Source organism: Arthrobacter sp. SLBN-122, assembly GCF_006715165.1.
GTDB lineage: Bacteria > Actinomycetota > Actinomycetes > Actinomycetales > Micrococcaceae > Arthrobacter.
On record NZ_VFMS01000001.1, the window covers coordinates 1,588,395 to 1,610,732 of the forward strand.

Sequence of the window (22,338 nt, forward strand, 5' to 3'; positions counted from 1 at the left end):
CTCAGACCCGGACCAGTCCGGCGGCCTCGGCCAGCAGCTCCACGGACCGCAGCCTCTCCTGGGTCCCCGGGCTCTGGTGCGCCACGATGAGTTCGTCGGCGTCGGCGTGCTTTCCGAAACTGTCCAGGTACTCGATGACCGCGTCGGGCGTCCCCACGGCGGAGTACGTCATCATCTGTGCCATGTGGCGTCCCTGCGGCGAGTCGAGGATCATGTCCGCCTCGTCGTCGGTGAATTCGCGGGTGCCCCCGCCGAAGAACAGGGAGACACGGGCACGCTTGGTGGCCTGCAACATCTCCTGCGCCTCGGCTGCGGAGTCGGCGGCGATGACATTGACGCCGGCGATCACGTGCGGGGCATCCAGCTGGGCGGACGGCTTGAACTCCCGGCGGTAAATGGCCACGGCCTCCTGCAGCGCGGCGGGGGCAAAGTGCGAGGCAAAGGCGTAGGGCAGGCCCAGCTGCGCGGCCAGGCGGGCGCCAAACAGGGACGAGCCCAGGATGTACAGCGGCACATTGGTCCCCTTGCCGGGGGTGGCCTCGACGCCCTGGATGCGGGTGGGGCCGGTCAGGTAGCCCTGCAGTTCAAGGACATCCTGCGGGAAGCTGTCGGCAGACATGGGGTCCCGGCGCAGTGCGCGCATGGTGTTCTGGTCGCTGCCCGGCGCCCGGCCCAGGCCGAGGTCGATCCGGCCGGGGTGCAGGGTTTCCAGGGTGCCGAACTGCTCGGCGATGGTCAGCGGGGAGTGGTTGGGCAGCATGACGCCGCCGGCGCCCAGCCGGATGCTTTCGGTGTGCGCGGCCACGTGGGCGATCAGCACGCTGGTGGCGGAGGAGGCGATGGAGGACATGTTGTGGTGCTCCGCGTACCAGACCCGCCGGTAGCCCAGCTTTTCGGCGCTTTGGGCCATGGCCACACTGCCCGCGAAGCTCTCCGCCGCCGTCTGGCCTTTGCCGATGGTTGCCAGGTCAAGGATGGAGAGGGGAAGAGTCACGTCAGGTGCCGGCCTTTCAAAAAGTTTCGTAGGGCGCGCCGGCCGGATTGCGGCGGGCACTTGAGGCATAACGACGGCGGGCCCCACCTTATTTCTGTGATGTGCGGAATACTCAGCACACTGATGAGGTTGCCGCCCCTATGAGCCATGATTCAACGAACCAGCTGGAACTGTCCGCAACGATTGAACTCGAGGACCTGGGAACCGTGCACCGGCTCGGTTTTGGTGCCATGCGCATCGTGGGTGACGGCGTCTGGGGTGAGCCCGCAGACCGCCAGGCCGCCCTGGCCGTGGTGCGCCGCGCCGTCGAACTCGGCGTGGACTTCATCGGCACCGCCGATTCCTACGGCCCCAACATCAGCGAGGAAATCATCGCCGAGGCCCTCCACCCCTACAAGGAAGGGCTGAAGATCGCCACCAAGGTGGGCTTCACCCGCACCGGGCCCAACAAGTGGATTCCCGTTGGCCGGCCGGAATACCTGCGCCAGCAGACCGAACTGAGCCTGCGCAAGCTCAAGGTGGACACGCTGGACCTGCTGCAGCTGCACCGGATCGATCCCAAGGTGGACGCCGAGGAGCAGTTCGGCGTGCTGCGTGAGCTCCAGGACGAAGGCAAAGTCCGCGCCCTGGGCCTGTCGCAGGTGAGCGTGGCAGAGCTCGAAGCCGCCGGAAAGCACTTCACCGTGTCCACCGTGCAGAACCGCTACAACCTGACCGACCGCAGCTCAGAGGACGTGCTGCGCTACTCGGAGGAGAACGGCATCGGCTTCATCCCCTGGGCGCCGATTTCCGCCGGCCAGCTGGCCCAGCCGGGAGGCCCACTGGACGAGGCCGCCAAGCGCTTGGTTGCCACCACCTCGCAGGTCGCCCTGGCCTGGCTGCTGCGCCGCTCCCCCGTCATGATGCCCATTCCGGGCACCGGCTCCGTTCAGCACCTTGAGGAGAACATGGCTGCTGCGGACATCACGCTCGACGACGACACGTACGCCGAGCTTGAAGCAGCCGGCAAGTAAAGAATTAGAGACAGGAGCGACAGCATGGCAAACATTCTGATGGTTGTATCGGCCGCCGATTCCCTCACCATGAAGGACGGCAGCGCGCACCCCACCGGCTACTGGGCGGAGGAACTGGTGGTATCCCACCAGACCCTGACCGAGGCCGGCAACACGGTGCATATCGCAACTCCCGGCGGGAAGAAGCCCACCGTGGACCAGGTCAGCCTGGCCGCCGAGTCCGCCGGTGGCGAGGAACGCGCGCAGGGCTTCCGCGACTACCTGGCGAAGATCGACGGCGAGCTGGCGCACCCGCTGGTCCTTGCCGACGTCGACCTTGCCGCCTATGACGCCCTGGTGCTGCCCGGTGGGCACGGCCCCATGGCGGACCTCTACAAGGACGGCGACCTGGGCCGCCTGCTGGTGGCAGCCAACAAGGATGGCAAGATCATCGCCCCGTTCTGCCACGGCCCGGCGGGCCTGCTGAGTGCAACGGACGACGACGGCGGGTTCGCGTTCCAGGGACGGCGCCTTACGGTCTTCACCAACGAGGAAGAGCTCGGCGGCGGGACCGGCGAGAACACCCCCTGGCTGGTGGAGGACGCGCTCAAGGAGAAGGGGGCCGTCATCGAAAACGGTGCCGCCTGGACCTCCAATGTGGTGCGCGACGGCAACCTCATCACCGGGCAGAACCCGCAGTCCAGCGAGGACGTGGCCAAGGAAGTCCTCGCGGCCCTCAGCTGAGTAACGCCGGCTTTTTAGCAACAGCAGAGGGGACCAGTTCGAAATGAACTGGTCCCCACCTTGCGGCGCGCGTCATTGTGCGCCGGCCTTATCAGGTCAGGCGCAGCCGCCGTTAGCAATGGTCGGATCGATGGCCGTGATCTGGTCCTGCACCTTTGCCAGCTGAAGCTGGAGGTTGCCCACCACGGTCCTCTGCGCCTCCACGGCGTCTTTCTTAACGCCCTTCTGGGTTTGCACCTCCCGGAGCTTTGTCTGGGCGGCCGTGAGCTGTCCGTCGAGGGTTGTCAGCTGCGACTGCAAGGACGAGAGGTTTGCCTCCGCGGCGCTGATTTCTCCGTTGAGCTTGTCCAGCAGGGCCAGCAGCGGCTTCACTTGGTCCTGTAACCCGAGGATCTCGGCTTCTTTTGTCGCAATCTGACCGTTCAGCACCGTGAGTTGCGCTATAAGGCTGTCGCCAATCTTGTTGAGCGAGCTGATCTCAGTTGTCTTATCGCCAACTGCTTTGTTGGCATCGTCGACTGCCTTCTGAAGGGCCGGGAGCTGCTCCTGCAGTCCTACCAGCTCTGTTGCCTTGGCATCCACGGCAGCAACTGCATCTTCCTGCGCTTTTTGCGCTTCGGCCAAGGCAGACCGGAGAGCTTCGAGGACCGCTCGCTGCTCCGTGATCTTTGCCTGGGCTTCGGAGACATTCCCTGCCAGTGCCGGCAGCGCCGCTTCGAGATCTGCCACCACCTTCGCTTGGGCGGCTACTTTGTCCGCCGCCGACGTAGCAGCGCCCTGAAGGGCTGCAAGCCCATTCTGCAGGGTGGTCAGCTCCGCTTGCTTGGTAGTCACCGCGCCATTCGCCTGGTTGACCGCATCCTGCAGCCCAGTCACTTGGCCCTTGAGGGCAGCAATCTCGGCTTCCTTCGAAGCGACTGCGGCGTTTGCAGCGGTCAGCACGTCCTGGAGGGGCTTTGCCTTCAATTGCAGGTCGCTGCTTTCCTGCTGCTTTGTCAGCAACTGGTCGTTGAGGCTGTTGACCTGGCTCTGCAATTTTGTCAGGTCACCCTGGAGCGCGGAGATGCTGGCGTTCTTGGCGCTGATTTCGGCGTTCACTTTGCTCAGATCGGCCACGGCGGCGTCTCGCTGCGCTTCCAACTGTCGCTTAGCGTTGGAGTTGCCATTGATTCCGGCGATCTGGGAGTTCAGGTCCGCGATTTGCTTTGTAAGGGCGTCCTTTTTCGTGGTGAGAGTGGCCAAGTCACTTTGGGCCTTCGTGATCTCGGCCTGCTTGGCCGTAACCGCCGAGTTTGCGTCGGCAATCTGGCCCTGCAGGGCGGTGATTTCGGCGTTGACGGCGGCGATCTTGTCGGCGTTGTCGCTGACAGCCGTCGCCGCTGCTGCCGCCTTGGCCCGCAGCGTCACCAGGGCGTCCTGGGCTGCAATGATTTCGGCGTTCTTGGCGTCGAGGGCTTCCTTTGCCAGGGAGGCCGTCGACTTCAAGCCTGCGAGCTGGGCCTCGGCACCCCCTATCTGGTCCTTCTTCGCGGTGACAGCGGCGTCCGCGGCGGCGGCATCGCGCTGCAGCCCGGCCAGCGTCTCATTCGCGGCGTCGACCAGAGCCTGCTGGTCCTCCAGTTGCGCTGTCGCGGTGGTTCCTGCTGCCTGAAGTACCTTCAGCTGATTTTCGGCATCAGAGACTGCCTGCTGCGCAGCATTTACCTCGACAGCCGCCTGCTCTGCCTTGGTATTCAGTGCAACGAGGTCGATTTGGGCCTGCTGGATTTCGGCGTTCTTGTCCGCGAGGTCGGAGTCTGCCTGGTCCGCTGCCTGCTGCAGCACACCAAGCTCCGTCTTGGCGGTCTCAAGGTTCTGCGTGTTGGCGGTCTGCTGTGCCTGAACGTCGGCAAGCGTGCTCTTCAGGTTCGCGGATTCGGACTGCGCCATTGCCAGTTCCTCCTGCAGTGGCGCCAGGTCGCTTGCAACCTTTGCCTGCTGGCCCTGCAGGTCGGCGAGCTCAGCCTGGGCAGCCTCCACGGCAGCGGTGATGTCCTCCTGCTCAGTGGTCAGCCTGTCCACCTCTGCCTGGGCAGCAGCCTCCTGGTCGCCCAGTTGCTTCTCCTGCGCCGCGAGAGCGTCCAGCTCCTGCTGTGCTGCCGCAACCTGGGCGGTGAGCGAATCCTTGGAGGTTTGAAGCTTCGCGTTGTCCGCCTGCAGCGCAGCGATCGCATCGGCGTTCTTCTTGGCAGCGGCCTTGAGGAGGTTCTCCTGGACAGCACCACGGTGCGCGAGCTGGTTCACCACACCGTTGCACATGCCAGTGGTGGACGTGGTAGCTGCAGTCGCCGGCTGGACCAGCACCATGCTGGTGGCAAGCAGCCCCGGCAGGACAATGGCGGCAGCCAAGCGGCGGGCACGGACAGAGGGGGGCGGGGAAGTGTGCATGCGAGCTCCTGTTAAGACCACTGAAGCGGCCCACTCTGGCCGCCTGATGGCTCAACCGTAAGATCCGGCGTGGGGGGAGAACACGCGTAATCACCACCTGTCTTTCTTCCCCGGGTACTCGTTTTCTGATGAATCGGTGACGGGCCGCCACTTGGGACAAAGCAGCCAAGGCAGACCAAATATGACCGCCGCGGTCCTCTGGTTAACCGCCGTTACTCCCTGTATCCCAGCATTTCGGGGCCTTTGATTCCCCCTCGGGGGCTGCCGGATAGTTGCTGCAAACGCGCACATGCCGTTGCATCCCCGCCACCCTTCCAAGGAGGAACCATGGCCTTCAAACCCAAGCCGGCCGCCGTCGTTGCCCTGGCCGTCTCAGCGCTGCTGGGACTGGCTGCCTGCTCAGATCCCGGCGCCTCGGCGGCGACAGCCCCGTCGTCGTCCGCCACCAGCTCCAGCGGCAAGACCTTCAATTTGTCCCCGCAGCAGGACCGCTTCAAGGTGACCAAGGATGACGGCGCAGCCGCCCTGGTGCCGGAGGCCATCAAGGCGGACGGCAAGCTCACGGTCGTCACCACCGGCGGCACGGCCCCACTCAGCACATTCGCCACAGACAACAAGACCCTGATTGGCAGCGAGGTGGACATCGCCTACGCCGTGGGTGAGGCGCTGGGCCTGCAGGTCGAGGTCCTGCCCGTCGCCTGGGCGGACTGGCCGCTGGGCATCGAATCCTCCAAGTACGAGGCCGTCCTCTCCAACGTCACGGTCACCGAGGCGCGCAAGGAGAAGTTCGACTTCGCCACCTACCGGAATGACCTGCTGGGCTTCTACGCCAAGAGCGATTCGGACATCGGGGAGGTCAAGGAAGCCAAGGACGTGGCAGGCAAGAAAATCATCGTGGGCTCCGGCACCAACCAGGAAGCCATCCTGGTGCGCTGGGACGAGGAGAACAAGAAGAATGGCCTGAAGCCGGTTGAGTTCCAGTATTACGACGACGACTCCGCCTCCACGCTGGCCCTCCAGTCGGGCCGCGCGGACCTGACGTTCGGCCCCAATGCGGCTGCCGCCTACAAGGCAGCACAGGACGGGAAGACGAAGCAGGTGGGCACGCTGAACGGTGGCTGGCCGCTGACCGCGCAGATCGCCTTCACCACCAAGAAGGGCAACGGTCTGGCGGTCGCCGCCGAGGCGGCACTGAACCACCTGATCGAGGGCGGCACCTATGCCAAAATCCTGGACCGCTGGGGCCTCTCCTCGGAGGCCATCCAGAAGTCCGAACTGAACCCGGCGGGCCTGCCCAAGAAGTAGGCGGCCTGCCGACGAATGAATCCCCGCCGGGTGTGCGCTGGTTGAAGTGCGCCCGGTGGGGATTCTTCTGTGTCAGCGCGGGTCCGGCTCCACTGCCCACGCCAACCGGTGCAGGAACGTGGCGGTCCTGCTCCGGGCCGCCGTCCAGGCAGCCGACATCCGCGAAGGCCTGGCAATGATTTGCGGGGCGTTGGGCTCGGCGCTCCGGCCTCCGCCGACAGCACCTACAAATAGCAGGGCCATGAGGCTTGCGCTTTCCATCGATCTCCAAAGCTGTACAGACAAAATCCTGGTGCACAAGCAAAGTGCCCCGCCGAAGAAGGCTTCAAACAAAAATCAACAGCCGCTCGCCTGGTTCCCGGGAAAGTGCGCTCCCGGCCGCTTAGGCAATAGTCTGGCCAGATGGGGACCAGTGCCGTGAACTCCGGCGAACAGACTGACAGACAGACCCGCATTCTCGAGGCGGCGATGGATCTGCTGTCCCGGCACGGCATTTCCGGTGTGAGCATGCGGGCCGTGGCACGGGAAGCCGGCGTGGCGCTGGGCCTGGTCAACTACTACTACGACGACAAGACCACCCTGATCCGGGCAGCCCTGCGCCGGGTGGATGAGCATGACCTTCTGCTCGTTGCCCCGGACCCGTCGTCGCCCCCGGATGAGCAGCTGCGCAAGGCCCTCCGGCGCGTGGCCGCCACCGACCTGCTGACCACCCGCTACCTGTCCCTGCGCCTGCACCTCTGGGCCCTCGCCCAGGCCGACGAGGACTACGCGCAGATCAACGCCGCGGCCTTCGACCGGTACATCGACGGGCTCGCAGCACTGGTGTCCAGCGCCAAACCCGACCTGCCATGGGAGGCCTGCCGGGAGCGGGCGGCGGACATCGTGGTGATCCAGAACGGCATGTGGCTGACGGCGCTGCTCGGCGTGGACAAGGCCTCCATCCAGCGGAGTATCGAGCGCACAGAGCAGATCGCTTTCGCCTAAAACAGCTGCCGCAAGGCAACGGTAGCCTCCCCAAAGTCATTGAACAAGTGTTCAAGAAATGTATTGAACACTCGTTCAACGTGCGTTACTGTCCTTCCTATGACTTACGCCACACCGGTTCGGGATGCAGCCCCAACCGAAGAAACTGAGACAGCTTCCTCCCTGTTCATCAACGGCGTTTGGGAGCCGGCGGCCTCCGGCGCTGTGCGCCGGATCCACAACCCGGCAGACGGCGAACTGGTGGCCACGGTCTCCGAGGCCGGCCGCGAAGATTCCGAACGCGCCATTGCAGCTGCCCGTGCCGCCTTCGACTCCGGCGTCTGGTCCTCGGTCCCGGCCCCCGAGCGCGGGTCCTTCCTCCTGAAGGTCGCGGCGGGCCTTCGCGACCGCCGGGAAAAGTTCGCCCGGGCCGAGTCCCTGGACACCGGCAAGCGGATGGTCGAAAGCCGCATCGACATGGACGACATCGCCGCTTGTTTTGAATACTTCGGCAGGCTCGCAGGACAGCAGGCCGGCCGGGTGGTGGACGCCGGTGACCCCGGGGTCGTGAGCAGGATCGTCTACGAACCCGTCGGCGTCTGCGGCCTGATCACGCCGTGGAACTACCCCCTGCTCCAGGCAGCGTGGAAGATCGCCCCCGCCTTGGCCGCCGGCTGCACTTTCGTCCTCAAGCCTTCCGAGCTGACGCCGTCCACCAGCATCCTGGCCATGCAGCTGCTGCAGGACCTCGGCCTGCCGGACGGGGTGGCCAACCTCGTCACCGGCGCCGGCGCCCAGGCGGGCGCACCGCTCTCTGAACATCCCGACGTCGACCTCGTCTCCTTCACGGGCGGCCTGGAAACCGGGAAGCGCATCGCCGCTGCCGCCGCCGGCACCGTCAAGAAGGTGGCGCTGGAGCTGGGCGGCAAGAACCCCAATGTGGTGTTCGCCGACGCCGACTTCGATGCCGCCGTGGACAACGCCCTCAACGGTGCCTTCGTCCATTCCGGCCAGGTCTGCTCGGCCGGGGCACGGCTGCTGGTAGAGGAATCCATCGCCGAACGCTTCACGGCCGAGCTGGTCCGGCGCGCTGAGGCAATCCGGCTCGGCGGCCCGTTTGACGACGCCGCGGAAACCGGCCCGCTGATCTCCGCCGCCCACCGCGACAAGGTGCACGCCTACGTCCAGCGCGGGATCCAGGAAGGCGCGCGGCTGCGCACCGGCGGCGCGGCACCTTCCGGAGAGAAGTACGACGCCGGGTTCTACTACCAGCCCACCATCCTGGACCAGGTGCAACGCGGCATGTCCGTGGTCACCGACGAGGCATTCGGCCCCGTGGTCACCGTGGAAACCTTCCGCACCGAGGACGAGGCCGTGGCCACCGCCAACGACACCATCTACGGGCTTGCCGGGGCGGTGTGGACGCAGGACGCCGGGAAGGCGCAGCGTGTGGCATCCCGGCTGCGGCACGGCACCATCTGGATCAACGATTACCACCCCTACCTCCCGCAGGCCGAGTGGGGAGGCTTCGGCCAGTCCGGCGTCGGCCGCGAGCTGGGGCCCACCGGCCTGGCGGAGTACCAGGAAGCCAAGCACATCTACCAGAACACCAACCCCCAGGTAACCGGCTGGTTCGCTGACCACGGCAAGGAGAACTAGATGCACGTCGACAACATCGAGGACCTCAGCGGGCGCTCGTTCGATTACATCGTCATCGGCGGCGGATCCGCCGGCGCCGCAGTGGCCGCACGCCTGAGCGAGGACCCGGACGTCACCGTGGCCCTAGTGGAGGCCGGGCCGGATGACCGCAACATCCCGGAAATCCTGCAGCTGGACCGCTGGATGGAGCTGCTGGAATCCGGCTACGACTGGGACTATCCGGTGGAACCGCAGGAAAACGGCAACTCCTTCATGCGCCACGCCCGCGCCAAGGTCATGGGTGGCTGCTCCAGCCACAACTCCTGCATCGCTTTCTGGGCCCCCCGGGAGGACCTGGACGAGTGGGAGTCCAAGTACGGAGCCGCCGGCTGGAACGCCGACGCGGCCTGGCCGCTGTACAAGCGGCTGGAAACCAACGAGGACGCCGGCCCGGACGCACCGCACCACGGGGACTCCGGCCCCGTGCACCTGATGAACGTGCCCCCGGTGGATCCTGCCGGCGTCGCGCTTCTGGATGCCTGCGAGCAGGCCGGGATACCCCGTGCCAGGTTCAACACCGGAAAAACGGTGGTCAACGGCGCCAACTTCTTCCAGATCAACCGGCGGGCGGACGGCACGCGGGCCTCGAGCTCCGTGTCCTACATCCACCCGATCATGGAACGCGAAAACTTCACCCTGCTGACCGGCCTCCGCGCCCGCCAGCTGGTGTTCGACGCGGACAAGCGCTGCACCGGCGTGGAAGTGGTGGACTCGGCGTTCGGCCGCACCCACCGGCTCACCGCGCGGCAGGAGGTGGTCCTGTCCACCGGCGCCATCGACTCCCCCAAGCTGCTCATGCTGTCCGGGATCGGCCCGGCCGCCCACCTGGCCCAGCACGGCATTGAGGTCCTGGTGGACTCCCCCGGCGTGGGCGAGCACCTGCAGGACCACCCCGAAGGCGTGGTCCAGTTCGAGGCCAGGCAGCCCATGGTGCAGACCTCAACGCAGTGGTGGGAGATCGGGATCTTCACCCCCACCGAGGACGGCCTGGACCGCCCCGACCTGATGATGCATTACGGCTCCGTCCCGTTCGACATGAACACCCTGCGGCACGGCTACCCCACCACGGAGAACGGCTTCAGCCTCACCCCGAACGTCACCCATGCCCGCTCCCGCGGCACCGTCCGGCTGCGCAGCCGCGACTTCCGCGACAAGCCCATGGTGGACCCCCGCTACTTCACGGACCCCGAAGGCCATGACATGCGCGTCATGGTGGCCGGCATCCGGAAGGCCCGCGAAATCGCCGCCCAGCCCGCCATGGCGGAATGGACCGGCCGCGAACTCTCGCCCGGCGTCGAGGCGCAGACGGACGAGGAACTCCAGGACTACATCCGCAGGACCCACAACACCGTCTACCACCCGGTAGGCACCGTCCGCATGGGCCCGGCCGACGACGACATGTCGCCGCTGGACCCCCAACTGCGGGTCAAGGGCGTCACCGGCCTCCGCGTCGCCGATGCGTCCGTCATGCCCGAACACATCACCGTCAACCCCAACATCACCGTCATGATGATCGGCGAGCGCTGCGCCGATCTGATCCGCGCCGACCACCTTCGCGCCGACCGGCCAGAAGAAACGTCGACGGCGGAACTGGAGCTCAGCGCGTCGCTCGCCTGAGCGGCAGGTACCCCGGGCCCACCAGGCCACCACTCAACAACCACCGCCCCGCAACCCCAGCGGGCCAACCCGGCCCCGTCCACAAGACGGCGTCAGGCCACACCCTCCCCGACCTTCCCCGCACCACAGGTCGGGCCGGTCCCCATCGTGCTTTTCTGATCTAGGAGTCCATATTGGAACCCAGCAAGAGTATTGATTCAAGCGGCATGGACGAATTCGGCTACACCCAGACCCTGGACCGGAGCATCGGCAAGTTTGCCAGCTTCGCCGCAGGCGTCAGCTACATCTCCATCCTCACCGGTGTCTTCCAACTGTTCTACTTCGGTTTTTCCATGGCCGGCCCTGCCTACGCCTGGTCCTGGCCCATCGTGTTCGCCGGCCAGCTGATGGTGGCCCTCTGTTTTGCCGAACTGGCCGGCCGCTACCCGGTGGCCGGGTCCGTGTACAACTGGGCCAAACGGCTCGCATCCGGGACCACCGCTTGGCTGGCCGGCTGGCTGCTGATGCTGTCCAGCATCATGGCGCTGGGAGCCGTGGCACTGGCCCTGCAGCTGACGCTGCCGCAGCTCTGGTCCGGCTTCCAGTTCGTTGGCGACGGCACCGGCCCGTACGACTTCGCCATGAACGGCGTGGTGCTGGCTACCATCATGATCACCATCTCCACCCTCATCAACGCGTTCGGCGTGAAGCTGATGACCCGGATCAACAGCATCGGCGTCTTTGTGGAACTGATCGCCGCCGTGCTGCTCATCCTCGCACTGGGCTGGCACGTGGTGCGGGGACCTGAGGTCTTCTTCGACACCGCGGGCTTCGGGGAAGGCAACGACCTGGGCTTCTTCGGTGTCTTCCTCATCGGCGCCATGGCTTCCGGCTACGTGATGTACGGCTTCGACACCGCAAGCTCCCTGGGCGAGGAAACGAAGGACCCTAAGCGCACGGCGCCCAAAGCCATCCTGCGCGCCGTCACGGCCTCGTTCGTGCTGGGCGGCCTGATCCTGCTGTTCGGCATCCTGGCCGCACCGGACCTGACCGACCCCAAGGTGGGATCTGCCGACGGCGGCCTGCAGCACATCGTGCTCTCCGTCCTTGGCGGGCCTTTCGGCAAGGCTTTCCTGCTGTGCATCGTGGTGGCCGTGGTGGTCTGCACGCTCGCGGTCCACGCGGCAGCCATCCGCATGGTGTTCGCCATGGCCCGGGACAACAACCTGCCGTTCAGCCGGCAGCTCAGCAAGGTGGATCCGGTCCGCAGGACTCCCACCGTCGCGGCTATCGTGGTGGGCGTCCTGGCCGTCGTCCCGCTGCTCATCAACGTCATGCAGCCGGCCATCTTCACCATCCTGTCCAGCATCAGCATCGTGCTGATCTACCTGTCCTACCTCCTGGTCACGGTGCCCATGCTGCGCAACCGCTTCCTGAAGAAATGGCCCCTGGCGCACGACGGCTCCGAACCCGGTTTCAGCATGGGCAAGTGGGGTGTTCCCGTGAACATCCTGGCGGTCCTGTGGGGCGGCGCCATGACCCTGAACCTGATCTGGCCCCGCCCCGAGATCTACAACTCGGTGCCGCCTTTTGAGTGGTACCTGCAGTGGGGCGGCGTGATGTTCGTCGCCGCCGTGGTCATAGGCGGGACCCTGCTCTACCGCCTCAAGATCCAGCACCAGACCGGGGTGCTGGCCGAGCACGCCGCCGCCGTCGCCGCCCACCCGTCGTCAGGCCCCGCGCAGCACCACGCAACTCACGAGGCACCGCAGGATGCCCTGGCGGCCGACGGAGCCCTGGCAACAGAACCCGCGTAACACCGCACGCAACAAGGGCAGACGGCGGCACTCACCCGAGTGCCGCCGTCGGCCCTTTTGGGTCTGAAGGCACCGTTCCAAGCACAATGCTCACCTGCCCAGGCGTGCCAGCTCCTCCCCCATGGCCCGCGCAAACACGTCGCCTGGGACATTCGAGGCATCGAAGTGGATGCCGCAACACAGGTTGCCGGCGTAGGAGACCGCAGCGACGCCGAGCCGCACGTTGCCGGCAAGCACCGCAACCGGCCAGAGCGCGGTGACCGGAGCCCCCGCGAGGAGAAAAGCTCCTTTCGGACCCGGCACGTTGGTGACGAACCCGCCCACCAGATGCTGCCTTCTGGCGAGGTGGTCCATGACGCGCGCGCCGATCGGGCCGCGCATGAACTCCAGGGTGCCCTGGTCCCTGGCCCGAAGCTTCTCGTCACGCGTCTGGGCTGCGATGAGCCGCAAGCGCTCATCCGGGTCCGGCTCGCCGAGTGGCAGCCGCACCAGCATGACTCCCACCTGGTTCCCCGCAGTGCCGCGGCGCCTCAAAGCCACCGGTTCCGAGACCGGCAACCAAGCCGGAACCGGTTCAGCGGCCGCCAACAAAGCTGCCCGGAACCCAGCCGCCGACGCAGCAAGCAGTGCATCGTTGACGGTGGCACCCCACGGGCGCACCGCCGCTTCAAGGGCTTCGATTTCTGTCTGCAGGAAAGCGACGCCATGGTGGGCGCTGCGCTCACCGAGCAGCACGGTGCGGCCCACGCCATTGCCCCATAAAGTTTTGCGGATGCGGCGAAGCCCCGTCCCGAGGCGACGAAGTGTGCCGCGCGGATCGTTGTGGGGATGGTGTCGGGGAGCCTCCGGCAGCCCGCGCATAGACGGCTGGTTTGATGGACTCTCCAGCGGTTCGCCGGGGTCAAAAAGCCGCTGCACGATGACAGCCGCCGTCATCCCGTCGGCCACCGCGTGATGGATACGCAGCACGACGCCGAGCCCTCCCGCGGTGGCACCCGGTACCACCAGGATCTCCCACATCGGACGGTCCCCTGCCAGCGGCTGCCCCATAAGCTCGGCGCACCTGTCCCCAAGCCCTGTGAGGCCATCCACGGGTTCTACCGTGCGAATGTGGTGCTCGGGGTCGGGAACCGTTTCAATCCAGTAGTGTCGGCGGCCTGCCTGGACGGCGCTTTTGCGGAGTGCCGGCAACTCCGCAATCCGTTCACGGAGGACCGCCCTCAGCGCTGCGATGTCCGCGGTGCCGTCCGGAGCCAGGAAGCCGCCGGGTGCGAGCAGCGCAGCGACGAGGAACACGTTGACCTGGCCGGCGTGGTCGAGCACCAGGTTCGCCTCATCAGCAGGGGCCAGCCGTTGTGTCGCTGGGCGCATGTCTCGAGAGTAGCCTTGAACCAGCCGGACTGTCAGTGGTTCTGATGGAGACCTGGCGTCATACAAGGGCACGGCCTCCTGCTCCGGACGGGCAACGCCCTACCCTTGACAGGTGACTTTGACTAACATCCGTACCGCCGCCGCAGGCTCACTCGCCGCCGCCGGTCTCCTGATTGCCCTCGCCGGCTGTTCCACGCCGACTGCCAACCAGCCCAGCCCCTCCGCCTCCTCGGCACCGGCTTCAACCGGTGCTTCATCCAGCGCCGCCTCTTCCAGCGCCGCAAGCGAGCCCTGCGCGGGCGTGAAGGTCATCGTTGATTCCGGCGCCCTGAAGCAGTCCGCCGCAACCACCTCCACCTGCGTGTCCGTGGACGGACCCACCGTGGCGTCCAAGGTGCTCGACGAGGCAAAGATCAAGACCGAAGGCACCACGCAGTACCCCAACGAAATCGTCTGCCGCGTGAACGGCGTCCCTGCCGCCGATTTCGACATCAAGCACAAGGACGGCACCTACCGCGAGGAATGCAAGGGCATGCCCGCCGCCTTCGCCTACTGGGGCCTGTGGGTCAAGCCCGCCTCCGGTGAATGGGCCTACGCCCAGGAAGGCCTGGCCACCTTGAAGGTCAACCCCGGAGAGAGCCTGGAACTGCTCTTCACGGTCGACGGCGAGCCGGCCGCCCCCGCGGCATGACCTTCCGGCCCGCGCCGTTGCGCGCAGCGGCAGTCCTCGCCGCTGTGTTCATCGCGGCGCGGGTCGTCTACCGCGTCCTCTTCAACGGCGCGGGCACCGGCAGCCCCATCCTGCTCGACCTGCCGCCGCTGCGCCTTCCCGCCCCCTATGCCCACGTGGTCTTCCTCGGTCCGGTCACCGGGCCCGGCCTGTGGGCGGCGGTGCTGTCCGCCCTGCCCATCGCCGCGATCATCCTGGGCTTCGGCCTCCTCAATGCCTGGGTGGATATTTCCCGCGGCTTCGTCCGGCTAGCCCGCGGCGGCCCCCTGCAGGGCGTTGCCCGGATGCTGGTGGTGGCGTGGGCGGCACTTCCGGCACTGGCCGACGCCGTGGCCTCCGTCCGCCTTGCGTTCCGCTTGCGGGGTGAACGCTTTGGGCCCCGCGCCCTGGTGCCCGTGCTGGAGCGCACCCTGGAACACGCCGGCCGGGTTGCCGCGGCGCTGGAGCTGCGCGGCTTCGGAAGCCGGGCAGCGCAAACGCAAGGGTTCGACGGCGGTGCGCCGCTTGTGCTCCGGAACGCCCGGTTCCGGATTGGGGACACCTGCATCAACGTAGGCGGGTTCGCCCCGCCGGGCGGGTCCGTCACGGTGGTCACCGGACCGACTGGCTCCGGCAAGTCAACCATCCTGCGCGGCATCGCCGGCCTGCTCTCCCACGTTGACGGTGGAGAGGCTTCCGGGACTGTGCGCGTGGGCGGACTGGACCGCGCGTCCGCCCCACCGCGGGATACCGCCCGCCTCGTTGGAGTCGTCCTGCAGAACCCCCGCGCGGCCTTTGCCACCACCCTTGTGCGCGACGAAATTGGCCTGGCCCTGGAGCTGCGCGGCGCGCCTGCCTCTGCTGCAAAGGCGCAGGTGCTGGAGGTGGCCGAGCGCATGGGGGTTTCCAGGCTCCTGGACCGGAACGTCAGCACCCTTTCGGCCGGTGAGGCGACGCTCGTGGCCATCGCCGCCGCCGTCGTGGATTCTCCTGCCCTGCTCCTGGCTGACGAGCCCCTGGCGGACCTTGACGCCACCGCACGCGCACGCGTCATCACCGTGCTCAGCGCCCTGGCCCGGGAGGAGGGTGTCTGCGTCATCGTGGCGGAGCACCGGGCGGAAGCACTCGCCCCCATTGCCGACTCGTGGTGGACCATCGACGATGGGGCCCTGGTGCCGGGTACTGCGCCGTCAACCCCCGCTGCCCACTCCGAAGCCGGCCCGGCGCGGGAGGTGCCGGACTCCGTGCCCGTGCTCACCGCGGAACACCTCGCGGTGCACCGCAAGGGCAAGCCGCTGGTGCGCGACGCGTCCCTGGCCCTTCACCCCGGCGAAATAGTGGCCCTGGTGGGGCCGAACGGGGCCGGGAAGTCCTCCCTCCTGGTGGCGCTGGCCCTGGGTGACGGATCTGTTGAAGGCAAGGTCGACGGCGCCAGGGTGGCACTGGTGCCGGATGCCTCGGACGATCTGTTCACCCGGGACACCGTTTCCGGCGAGCTCCGCGCGGCCGAGCGGCGACTGGCACGTGGAAAGGGCCTCCAGCCTTCTGCGCGCGGATTTGCCGCCACACGCCTGGCCCGGCTGCGGGGAGGCGTGCAGATTCCCATTGGCCATGAACATCCCCGGGACCTCTCTGCCGGCGAGCGCCGGATCCTGGCCATCGCACTGCAGACCATTGACTGCCCGCAGGCGCTGCTGATCGATGAGCCCACGCGCGGCCTGGATCCCGAAGCGCGGACAGCCGTCTCGGCGGCTCTGCGGGCAGCGGCGGACAACGGCGCAGCAGTCCTGATCGCCACCCACGACCTCGAGTTCGCCCGCGGCGTGGGCGCCCGCATCCTGCCGATGCGGGACGGTGTGGCACCTGCAGCCGAACCAGCCATCAGCCCCGAGCCGCTTGTCCTCCCACCCCGGCCGGCAGCAACCAGGCCCCAGCCGGACACCCTCAACGAGCAGGCTGACCCACGGGACACTGTAAAGCCCCGCCGCCTTCGGATGCCGCGCCCGGTCGAGCTGGCAGTCCTCGCAACCGCAAACCTGCTGGCCCTCGCGGCGTTCTGCTGGCCGCTGCTCGCAGCCGCCCTGCCGCAGGATGCCACCGCTGCCCTCCCCTACGCGGCGCTGGCCATCGCACCCGTGGCGGCTGTCGCCGTCGTGGTGTCCCTTGATGGCTCCGTCCGGTCGGCACACACGGTGGCACTGCTCGGCGTGCTGGCCGCCGTCGGTTCCGCTGTCCGGGTGGCGAGCACCGGCGTCGGCGGCGTGGAAGCCGTTTTCATCCTGCTGATCCTGGCCGGCCGGGCGTTCGGCGCGCGTTTCGGCCTGCTCCTGGGCGCGGCCACCATCGCCGTCTCCAGCGTCCTGTGGGGTGGCGTTGGGCCGTGGACGCCGTTCCAGATCTTCGCGTGCGCGTGGGTGGGCGCGGGCGCTGGTCTGCTCCCCCGCCGGGTGCGGGGCAGGGCGGAACTGTGGATGCTGGCCGGCTACGGCGTCGTGGCGTCCTACCTGTTCGGGCTGCTGACCAACCTGTGGTTCTGGCCGTTCGCAGTGGGCGCCGGCACCGGCATTTCCTATGTGCCGGGCGCGCCGCTGGGCACCAACCTCAGTAGCTTTTTCTTGTACTCGCTGTTGACGTCGACGGCGGGCTGGGACACCCTGCGCGCCGTCACTACGGTCATCGGCATCGCCGTGGTTGGCCGGGCCATCCTCGCCGCACTGCGGCGGGTGAAGCCGGTCTCCAGCGCGGGCGGGCAGGCCGCGAAGGCCCAGTCCACCCCCGTCAGGGACCGGCTACAACTCAAGGCCTGAGGACCCCGCCGAAAGTAGTGGGGCAGTTATGAACTGTGGACCGATCATGCATCTATTCCGCATGGTTATCTTCAAAATCTCGCGCTTTTGTTGTACGCCTTGTGACCCTAGTCTCATCATTGCAAGCTCTTCGATCATCAGAGGCATGAAGAGCTGTCCCATACCCGTGAAGGGTGCTTCGGTGGCCTGAAACCTGGGGAGGTATCCCTATCGAAGCACCGCTCTCGGGCCATGGGGCAGCGTCTCGTCTGCAACGTTGCAGGACCAGTGCAAGGCCATCCGAATGGAAGGTTTTGCACCAAATACCCCTACCAAAAGGAGTGTCCATGTCAGGAAACAGAGCCGTTGCCTACAAAGAACCCGGTGTCGTCGAAATCATCACCACCGACTACCCGACGTTCGAACTCAAGGATGGGCCTGGCGTCAACCCTGCCAATGTGGGCCGAAAAGTACCCCACGGCGCCATCCTGCGCACGGTGACCACCAATATCTGCGGCTCGGACCAGCACATGGTCAGGGGCCGGACCACGGCCCCGAAGGACCTCGTCCTTGGCCATGAAATCACCGGCGAAGTGGTGGAGGTCGGTCCGGATGTGGAGTTCATTAAGGTGGGAGACATTGTCTCTGTACCTTTCAACATCTCCTGCGGCCGTTGCCGCAACTGCAAGGAGCGCAAGACGGGCATCTGCCTGAACGTCAACCCGGACCGCCCGGGCAGCGCCTATGGCTATGTGGATATGGGCGGCTGGGTGGGCGGCCAAGCCGAATACGTGCTGGTCCCCTATGCCGACTGGAATCTGCTCAGGTTCCCGGACCGCGACCAGGCCCTGGAAAAAATCATGGACCTGACCATGCTCTCCGATATTTTCCCCACAGGCTTTCACGGCGCTGTCACCGCAGGAGTGGGTGTCGGATCCACCGTCTACATTGCCGGTGCCGGCCCGGTGGGCCTCGCGGCCGCCGTCGGTGCGCAGCTGCTCGGTGCAGCCGTTGTGATCGTCGGTGACATGAACGAAGACCGGCTGGCTCAGGCCCGCTCCTTCGGCTGCGAAACGGTGAACGTCACCAAGGGCGATCCGAAGGACCAGATCGAGCAAATCCTTGGCGTCCCCGAAGTCGATTGCGGCGTTGACGCCGTAGGTTTCGAAGCCCGCGGTCATGGCAAGGACGCCTCCCACGAGGCCCCCGCCACCGTGCTGAACTCGCTCATGGACATCACCGCTGCAGGCGGGGCCCTTGGCATTCCCGGCTTGTATGTCACCGGCGACCCCGGTGGAATCGACGAGGCAGCAAAGCACGGCTCCCTGTCACTGTCCCTGGGCACCGGATGGGCAAAGTCCCTTTCGTTTACCACTGGACAGTGCCCGGTCATGTCGTACAACCGCCAGCTGATGATGGCGATCCTGCACGACAAGGTCCAGATCGCCAAGGCAGTAAACGCCACAGCGATCCCACTTGAGGACGCACCGCGCGGCTACGCCGAATTCGACGCCGGTTCTGCAACGAAGTTCGTGCTGAATCCGAACGGATACGTCGCGGCGTAGAACCGCAGCTGGTGGGGCATCCCCACCGTCACACCCCGGCATCTAAACCGAGACAGTACGCAGGCCGTTCACCGTAAGCAGCAACCCGCCCGGGTGGCACGCGCATCCACTCTCCATATATCAGCAGAGGCAATCACATGACCCTTCTCACCGACCAAGAATCAATTCTCCGCCTTAGCAGCAACGGGCAGGAGCATGTCGACATCCGGCTCGAAGCATCGAGTCCGGTGACCGTTCGGCTGCAGCTGGATGGTGGCTGCAATTGCCAGCATGGCACTCAGGTCCGCCCGGGTTCGTATGTGGACACCGACCGCGGCGTCCGCTGATAGTGGCTGGTGGGGCGGGCCATCCTTGCCGCGCTCCACCCAGGCCAGTGACCGGCTACAACTCACGGTTTGACGCGACGGAACCTCAAGTAACTACCCGCGAACCTCGATGTCCGGGTGGTTCTCCTCGACCCATTTAGCCATGCGCTGCGCCCGCTTGTTGATGAAATCCAGTACGTTCTCCCGGTACTCCACGTACTCTGCAGTCGTGGCCGGTGTCCCGCGACGCTGGAAGTTGTCGAACGGCAGGAAGAACCGTACCTCGTTGTAGTCGGTCGTAATCAGGTCCTGGAAGTGGAAGAAGTCCACAAAACACCTGAACCTCTCCTCCTGCTCACCGAAGAGCGCGAAGAAGTCCGCGTAGGCTGTGATGACATCGGCAAGCGGACTCTCCGGTTCTCCTGCGTAGTGGCGCCTGATGCACTCAAGGGTGAGGTCCATGCGGTCAGAGATCAGCGACCTGATCCCTCGTGCCTGGTTCATGGTGGGTCGGTCCTTGGACCTGACCGGCCAAATCATCGCACTGCCGACGGTGTACGTCGGGTTGAGGTAGCGGGCCCGCTGCTCCTCGGTTAGACCGGCAATGGCGTCGACCAAAGCCTTTGGACGCATATATGTCGTGTAGGAGGCGGACCTGAAGATGGGGCGGCTTCTCACGCCGTTTGGTTCCCCGCGTGAGAAGCCGCCGTGAGCAAGACCCAACGCTCCTGAACATGAAGCGGAGGGCTGCCGCGAGGAACAAGGTTTTAAACCGTTGGGGACGTTGCCCTCTGGGCAGGGGAACGGGGGGCGGCGTTCCCGATAGCGCCGTCTGTTACTCGCGGCGCTATATGGCGGCGTTTTCACGACACTGAATGTCGCCCCAGATGACGCTGTGAATGAGGAAGCTCGGACCTAAAAAGCCTGCGCGGTTTTAGGCGGTTCTCTCAAGGTCGGACGGGGATTCGTTCTCCCGCTCCTCCAAGGCACCTGTTACCGATGCTGTGAGGCTGTTTGCGATGTGGGTGCGAGCGAGTTCTGCCGCGCCGGGCCCGTCTCCCGTGGTGACGAGTTCAAGGATTTGGTGGTGCTGGTTCAGGTCGATGGTGCGGGGCTCGTCGCCGGAAGGCAGCTCCAGGCCGATGCGCCGGTAGCGGTCGGACTTGTCCCAGAGGTCATCGAGGAGCTTGATCAGGGTCGCGTTGTGAGAAGCCGTGTAGACGGCGCGGTGGAAGTCGCGGTGAGCGATGATGGCGTCTTCGCCCCACACGCGCGTGACGGGGAGCAGTTTTTCGGCGGCCGCCCGGATGATGGCAATGTCAGTGTCGGTCCGGCGGTAGGCGGCCAGTTCCGTTGCGGACGGCTCCAGGGAGAGGCGGACTTCCAGCAGTTCGCGGGCTTCGGCGGCGCTCATGTCAGCCACCTTGGAGTCGCGGTGGGTGTCCATCGTGATCAGGCCCTCACTCGAGAGCCGGCGGATGGCTTCACGCAGGGGGGTGATGCTCATCTGCATATTTTCGGCCAACTCGTATTGAGAGATGCGCGAGCCGGGGGCCAAGGCGCCGGAGAGGATCATCTGACGCAATTCGCTGTACGCCAGGCTGCCCTTGCTCGAAAAGACGTTGGTACTCATCTGCCGCTCCAAATCTGTGGGAGCGTTGCCCCCGTCCCGCTAAGTGTAGCCCTCCAAGCAACATCTTATAAGAAATCTCGATGCCAGGCTTGTGCTCCGGGTCACGGCCCGCTAACCGCAATTCAACGTCTTATAAGATATTTGCATCCCCCACCCGCCAGATGCGCAGCCAATGCCATGGCGCGAGCATCAATCTTATAAGAAATAAGATCCGACCAAGAGAGATTCAAAGATGAAAATCGTTTCCGCCCACGTAGGCACCATCCCGATCAGTTCCTCGATTCGGAACGCGTTCATTGACTTCACCAAGATGGACTGCACGATCATCGCGCTCGTCTCCGATGTGTTTGTCGACGGCAAACCCCTGATCGGCTACGGGTTCAACTCCAACGGCCGCTACAACGCTACGGGCATCCTGCAGGACCGCATCCTGCCGCGCCTGTTGGATGCTCCTGCCGAGGATCTCATCGATGAGAACGGCGAACTGTCACCGGAGAAGGCATGGGACATCATGATGTCCAACGAAAAGCCCGGTGGCCACGGCGAACGGTCGGTCGCCGTCGGCGTGGCCGACATGGCGCTGCACGACCTCGCCGCAAAGATCGCCGGTGTCCCCTTGTACCGCTGGATCTCGGACCACTACGGTGACGGCAATCCGGACAAGGACGTCTTCGTTTATGCCGCCGGCGGCTACTACGCCCCCGGCAAGACCTTGGAAGACCTGCAGAACGAAATGCGCGGCTTCCTTGACCAGGGCTACAACATTGTCAAGATGAAGATCGGCGGCGCCGACCTGGCGGAGGACCTTCGCCGCATCGAGGCCGTGATCGAGGTCCTCGACGGCGATGCTTCCCGCCTGATGGTGGACGTCAACGGCAAGTTCGACCTGGACACCGCCCTGGAATATGGAAAAGCCATCGATAAGTACGGACTGTTCTGGTACGAAGAAGTCGGCGACCCGCTGGACTACGCCCTGAACGCCACCCTTTCCGAGCACTACAGGAACCCCATCGCCACGGGAGAGAACTTGTTCTCCCTCCAGGACGCACGGAACCTGGTCCGCTACGGCGGCATGCGCCCGGACCGGGATTTCATCCAGGTCGACCCGGCCCTGAGCTACGGCCTCACCGAATACCGCCGGATCCAGGACATGCTTGCCCAGCACGGCTGGTCCTCCCGCCGCTGCATCCCGCACGGCGGACACCAGTTCTCCCTGCACATCGCCGCAGCCCTCAAGCTCGGCGGCAACGAGTCCTACCCCGGCGAATTCCAGCCCACCGGCGGCTTCACCGACGACGCAGTCGTCGTCAACAGCCGCGTAGCCCCCGGCGACCTGCCCGGCATTGGCCTGGAAGGCAAGGCCGAGTTCTACAAGGTCCTGCGCGGCCTGCACGAGTAAACCACCCACACCTGTCTGGTCCCGGGCAGCAGAA

At 65.8% G+C, this 22,338-nt stretch carries 18 protein-coding genes; 12 read left to right on the forward strand and 6 right to left on the reverse strand.

Features of this window, described 5'->3' with window-relative positions; all coding sequences use genetic code 11:
• Nucleotide 1: 1 nt before the first annotated feature.
• Nucleotides 2-994: an LLM class flavin-dependent oxidoreductase gene (locus FBY36_RS07485; RefSeq protein ID WP_142118228.1), complete on the reverse strand. Its 993-nt coding sequence runs from the start codon at nt 992-994 to the stop codon at nt 2-4.
• A gap of 140 nt (nt 995-1,134) precedes the next feature.
• On the opposite strand from FBY36_RS07485, the gene FBY36_RS07490 reads away from it, so the two are divergent.
• Both FBY36_RS07490 and FBY36_RS07495 read left to right on the forward strand, forming a co-directional pair.
• Entirely contained in the window at nt 1,135-2,007 is an 873-nt protein-coding gene (locus FBY36_RS07490) for an aldo/keto reductase (RefSeq protein WP_142118230.1), read from the forward strand.
• Between the two features lie 24 nt (nt 2,008-2,031).
• On the forward strand, nt 2,032-2,730 hold the full coding sequence (locus tag FBY36_RS07495; RefSeq protein WP_142118231.1) for a type 1 glutamine amidotransferase domain-containing protein: 699 nt from the start codon (nt 2,032-2,034) through the stop codon (nt 2,728-2,730).
• Between the two features lie 96 nt (nt 2,731-2,826).
• On the opposite strand, the gene FBY36_RS07500 is transcribed toward FBY36_RS07495, so the two are convergent.
• Entirely contained in the window at nt 2,827-5,157 is a 2,331-nt protein-coding gene (locus FBY36_RS07500) for a chromosome segregation ATPase (RefSeq protein WP_142118233.1), read from the reverse strand.
• A 327-nt stretch (nt 5,158-5,484) separates the two neighbouring features.
• Between FBY36_RS07500 and FBY36_RS07505 the strand changes: the two genes are divergently transcribed.
• A complete protein-coding gene (locus FBY36_RS07505) occupies nt 5,485-6,462 on the forward strand; it encodes an ABC transporter substrate-binding protein (protein WP_142118235.1) in 978 nt (325 codons plus the stop codon).
• Nucleotides 6,463-6,534: 72 nt separating this feature from the next.
• Here FBY36_RS07505 and FBY36_RS07510 read toward each other — a convergent pair whose 3' ends face one another.
• Nucleotides 6,535-6,723, reverse strand: a complete 189-nt coding sequence (locus FBY36_RS07510) for a hypothetical protein (protein ID WP_142118236.1) — start codon at nt 6,721-6,723, stop codon at nt 6,535-6,537.
• 141 nt (nt 6,724-6,864) lie between these two features.
• Here FBY36_RS07510 and FBY36_RS07515 point away from each other — a divergent pair, with 141 nt between their 5' ends.
• From FBY36_RS07515 to FBY36_RS07530, 4 genes are all read left to right on the forward strand, one after another.
• Nucleotides 6,865-7,446: a TetR/AcrR family transcriptional regulator gene (locus FBY36_RS07515; RefSeq protein ID WP_142118238.1), complete on the forward strand. Its 582-nt coding sequence runs from the start codon at nt 6,865-6,867 to the stop codon at nt 7,444-7,446.
• 99 nt (nt 7,447-7,545) lie between these two features.
• Nucleotides 7,546-9,084 carry an aldehyde dehydrogenase family protein gene (locus FBY36_RS07520; RefSeq protein WP_142118240.1) on the forward strand — a complete coding sequence of 513 codons (1,539 nt, stop codon included), beginning with the start codon at nt 7,546-7,548 and terminating at the stop codon, nt 9,082-9,084.
• Nucleotides 9,085-10,740 (forward strand): GMC family oxidoreductase, encoded by a 1,656-nt coding sequence (locus tag FBY36_RS07525; RefSeq protein WP_142118242.1) that lies wholly within the window; start codon nt 9,085-9,087, stop codon nt 10,738-10,740.
• 206 nt (nt 10,741-10,946) lie between these two features.
• Nucleotides 10,947-12,536 carry an APC family permease gene (locus FBY36_RS07530; protein WP_235008942.1) on the forward strand — a complete coding sequence of 530 codons (1,590 nt, stop codon included), beginning with the start codon at nt 10,947-10,949 and terminating at the stop codon, nt 12,534-12,536.
• Nucleotides 12,537-12,626: 90 nt separating this feature from the next.
• On the opposite strand, the gene FBY36_RS07535 is transcribed toward FBY36_RS07530, so the two are convergent.
• Nucleotides 12,627-13,907 (reverse strand): wax ester/triacylglycerol synthase domain-containing protein, encoded by a 1,281-nt coding sequence (locus FBY36_RS07535; RefSeq protein ID WP_142118246.1) that lies wholly within the window; start codon nt 13,905-13,907, stop codon nt 12,627-12,629.
• A 112-nt stretch (nt 13,908-14,019) separates the two neighbouring features.
• Here FBY36_RS07535 and FBY36_RS07540 point away from each other — a divergent pair, with 112 nt between their 5' ends.
• From FBY36_RS07540 to FBY36_RS07555, 4 genes are all read left to right on the forward strand, one after another.
• The gene (locus FBY36_RS07540) at nt 14,020-14,598 is read left to right on the forward strand and encodes a hypothetical protein (RefSeq protein WP_200830460.1); all 579 of its coding nucleotides are present in this window, start codon (nt 14,020-14,022) and stop codon (nt 14,596-14,598) included.
• Nucleotides 14,595-17,423: an ATP-binding cassette domain-containing protein gene (locus FBY36_RS07545; protein ID WP_142118247.1), complete on the forward strand. Its 2,829-nt coding sequence runs from the start codon at nt 14,595-14,597 to the stop codon at nt 17,421-17,423. Before FBY36_RS07540 ends, FBY36_RS07545 begins: the two co-directional genes overlap by 4 nt.
• 326 nt (nt 17,424-17,749) lie before the next feature.
• The gene (gene fdhA, locus FBY36_RS07550; RefSeq protein ID WP_142118249.1) at nt 17,750-18,967 is read left to right on the forward strand and encodes a formaldehyde dehydrogenase, glutathione-independent; all 1,218 of its coding nucleotides are present in this window, start codon (nt 17,750-17,752) and stop codon (nt 18,965-18,967) included.
• Nucleotides 18,968-19,104: 137 nt separating this feature from the next.
• Complete coding sequence (locus FBY36_RS07555; RefSeq protein ID WP_142118251.1) at nt 19,105-19,293, forward strand: hypothetical protein; 189 nt, start codon at nt 19,105-19,107, stop codon at nt 19,291-19,293.
• A 93-nt stretch (nt 19,294-19,386) separates the two neighbouring features.
• On the opposite strand, the gene FBY36_RS07560 is transcribed toward FBY36_RS07555, so the two are convergent.
• Together FBY36_RS07560 and FBY36_RS07565 are read right to left on the reverse strand one after the other, a co-directional pair.
• Nucleotides 19,387-19,905 (reverse strand): DUF6994 family protein, encoded by a 519-nt coding sequence (locus tag FBY36_RS07560; RefSeq protein ID WP_442858258.1) that lies wholly within the window; start codon nt 19,903-19,905, stop codon nt 19,387-19,389.
• 301 nt (nt 19,906-20,206) lie between these two features.
• Nucleotides 20,207-20,905: a GntR family transcriptional regulator gene (locus tag FBY36_RS07565; protein ID WP_142118253.1), complete on the reverse strand. Its 699-nt coding sequence runs from the start codon at nt 20,903-20,905 to the stop codon at nt 20,207-20,209.
• A 232-nt stretch (nt 20,906-21,137) separates the two neighbouring features.
• Here FBY36_RS07565 and FBY36_RS07570 point away from each other — a divergent pair, with 232 nt between their 5' ends.
• Nucleotides 21,138-22,304, forward strand: coding sequence for a mandelate racemase/muconate lactonizing enzyme family protein (locus FBY36_RS07570; protein WP_142118255.1), 1,167 nt, complete (start codon nt 21,138-21,140; stop codon nt 22,302-22,304).
• Nucleotides 22,305-22,338 lie beyond the last annotated feature (34 nt).

What these genes read in the sequence shown, in the direction of transcription:
- FBY36_RS07490 (WP_142118230.1), top strand. Translation starts at nt 1,135, where the DNA reads ATGAGCCATGATTCAACGAACCAGCTGGAACTGTCCGCAACGATTGAA.
- FBY36_RS07495 (WP_142118231.1), top strand. Translation starts at nt 2,032, where the DNA reads ATGGCAAACATTCTGATGGTTGTATCGGCCGCCGATTCCCTCACCATG.
- FBY36_RS07500 (WP_142118233.1), bottom strand. Translation starts at nt 5,157, where the DNA reads ATGCACACTTCCCCGCCCCCCTCTGTCCGTGCCCGCCGCTTGGCTGCC.
- FBY36_RS07505 (WP_142118235.1), top strand. Translation starts at nt 5,485, where the DNA reads ATGGCCTTCAAACCCAAGCCGGCCGCCGTCGTTGCCCTGGCCGTCTCA.
- FBY36_RS07510 (WP_142118236.1), bottom strand. Translation starts at nt 6,723, where the DNA reads ATGGAAAGCGCAAGCCTCATGGCCCTGCTATTTGTAGGTGCTGTCGGC.
- FBY36_RS07515 (WP_142118238.1), top strand. Translation starts at nt 6,865, where the DNA reads ATGGGGACCAGTGCCGTGAACTCCGGCGAACAGACTGACAGACAGACC.
- FBY36_RS07520 (WP_142118240.1), top strand. Translation starts at nt 7,546, where the DNA reads ATGACTTACGCCACACCGGTTCGGGATGCAGCCCCAACCGAAGAAACT.
- FBY36_RS07525 (WP_142118242.1), top strand. Translation starts at nt 9,085, where the DNA reads ATGCACGTCGACAACATCGAGGACCTCAGCGGGCGCTCGTTCGATTAC.
- FBY36_RS07530 (WP_235008942.1), top strand. Translation starts at nt 10,947, where the DNA reads ATGGACGAATTCGGCTACACCCAGACCCTGGACCGGAGCATCGGCAAG.
- FBY36_RS07535 (WP_142118246.1), bottom strand. Translation starts at nt 13,907, where the DNA reads ATGCGCCCAGCGACACAACGGCTGGCCCCTGCTGATGAGGCGAACCTG.
- FBY36_RS07545 (WP_142118247.1), top strand. Translation starts at nt 14,595, where the DNA reads ATGACCTTCCGGCCCGCGCCGTTGCGCGCAGCGGCAGTCCTCGCCGCT.
- fdhA (WP_142118249.1), top strand. Translation starts at nt 17,750, where the DNA reads ATGTCAGGAAACAGAGCCGTTGCCTACAAAGAACCCGGTGTCGTCGAA.
- FBY36_RS07555 (WP_142118251.1), top strand. Translation starts at nt 19,105, where the DNA reads ATGACCCTTCTCACCGACCAAGAATCAATTCTCCGCCTTAGCAGCAAC.
- FBY36_RS07560 (WP_442858258.1), bottom strand. Translation starts at nt 19,905, where the DNA reads ATGCGTCCAAAGGCTTTGGTCGACGCCATTGCCGGTCTAACCGAGGAG.
- FBY36_RS07565 (WP_142118253.1), bottom strand. Translation starts at nt 20,905, where the DNA reads ATGAGTACCAACGTCTTTTCGAGCAAGGGCAGCCTGGCGTACAGCGAA.
- FBY36_RS07570 (WP_142118255.1), top strand. Translation starts at nt 21,138, where the DNA reads ATGAAAATCGTTTCCGCCCACGTAGGCACCATCCCGATCAGTTCCTCG.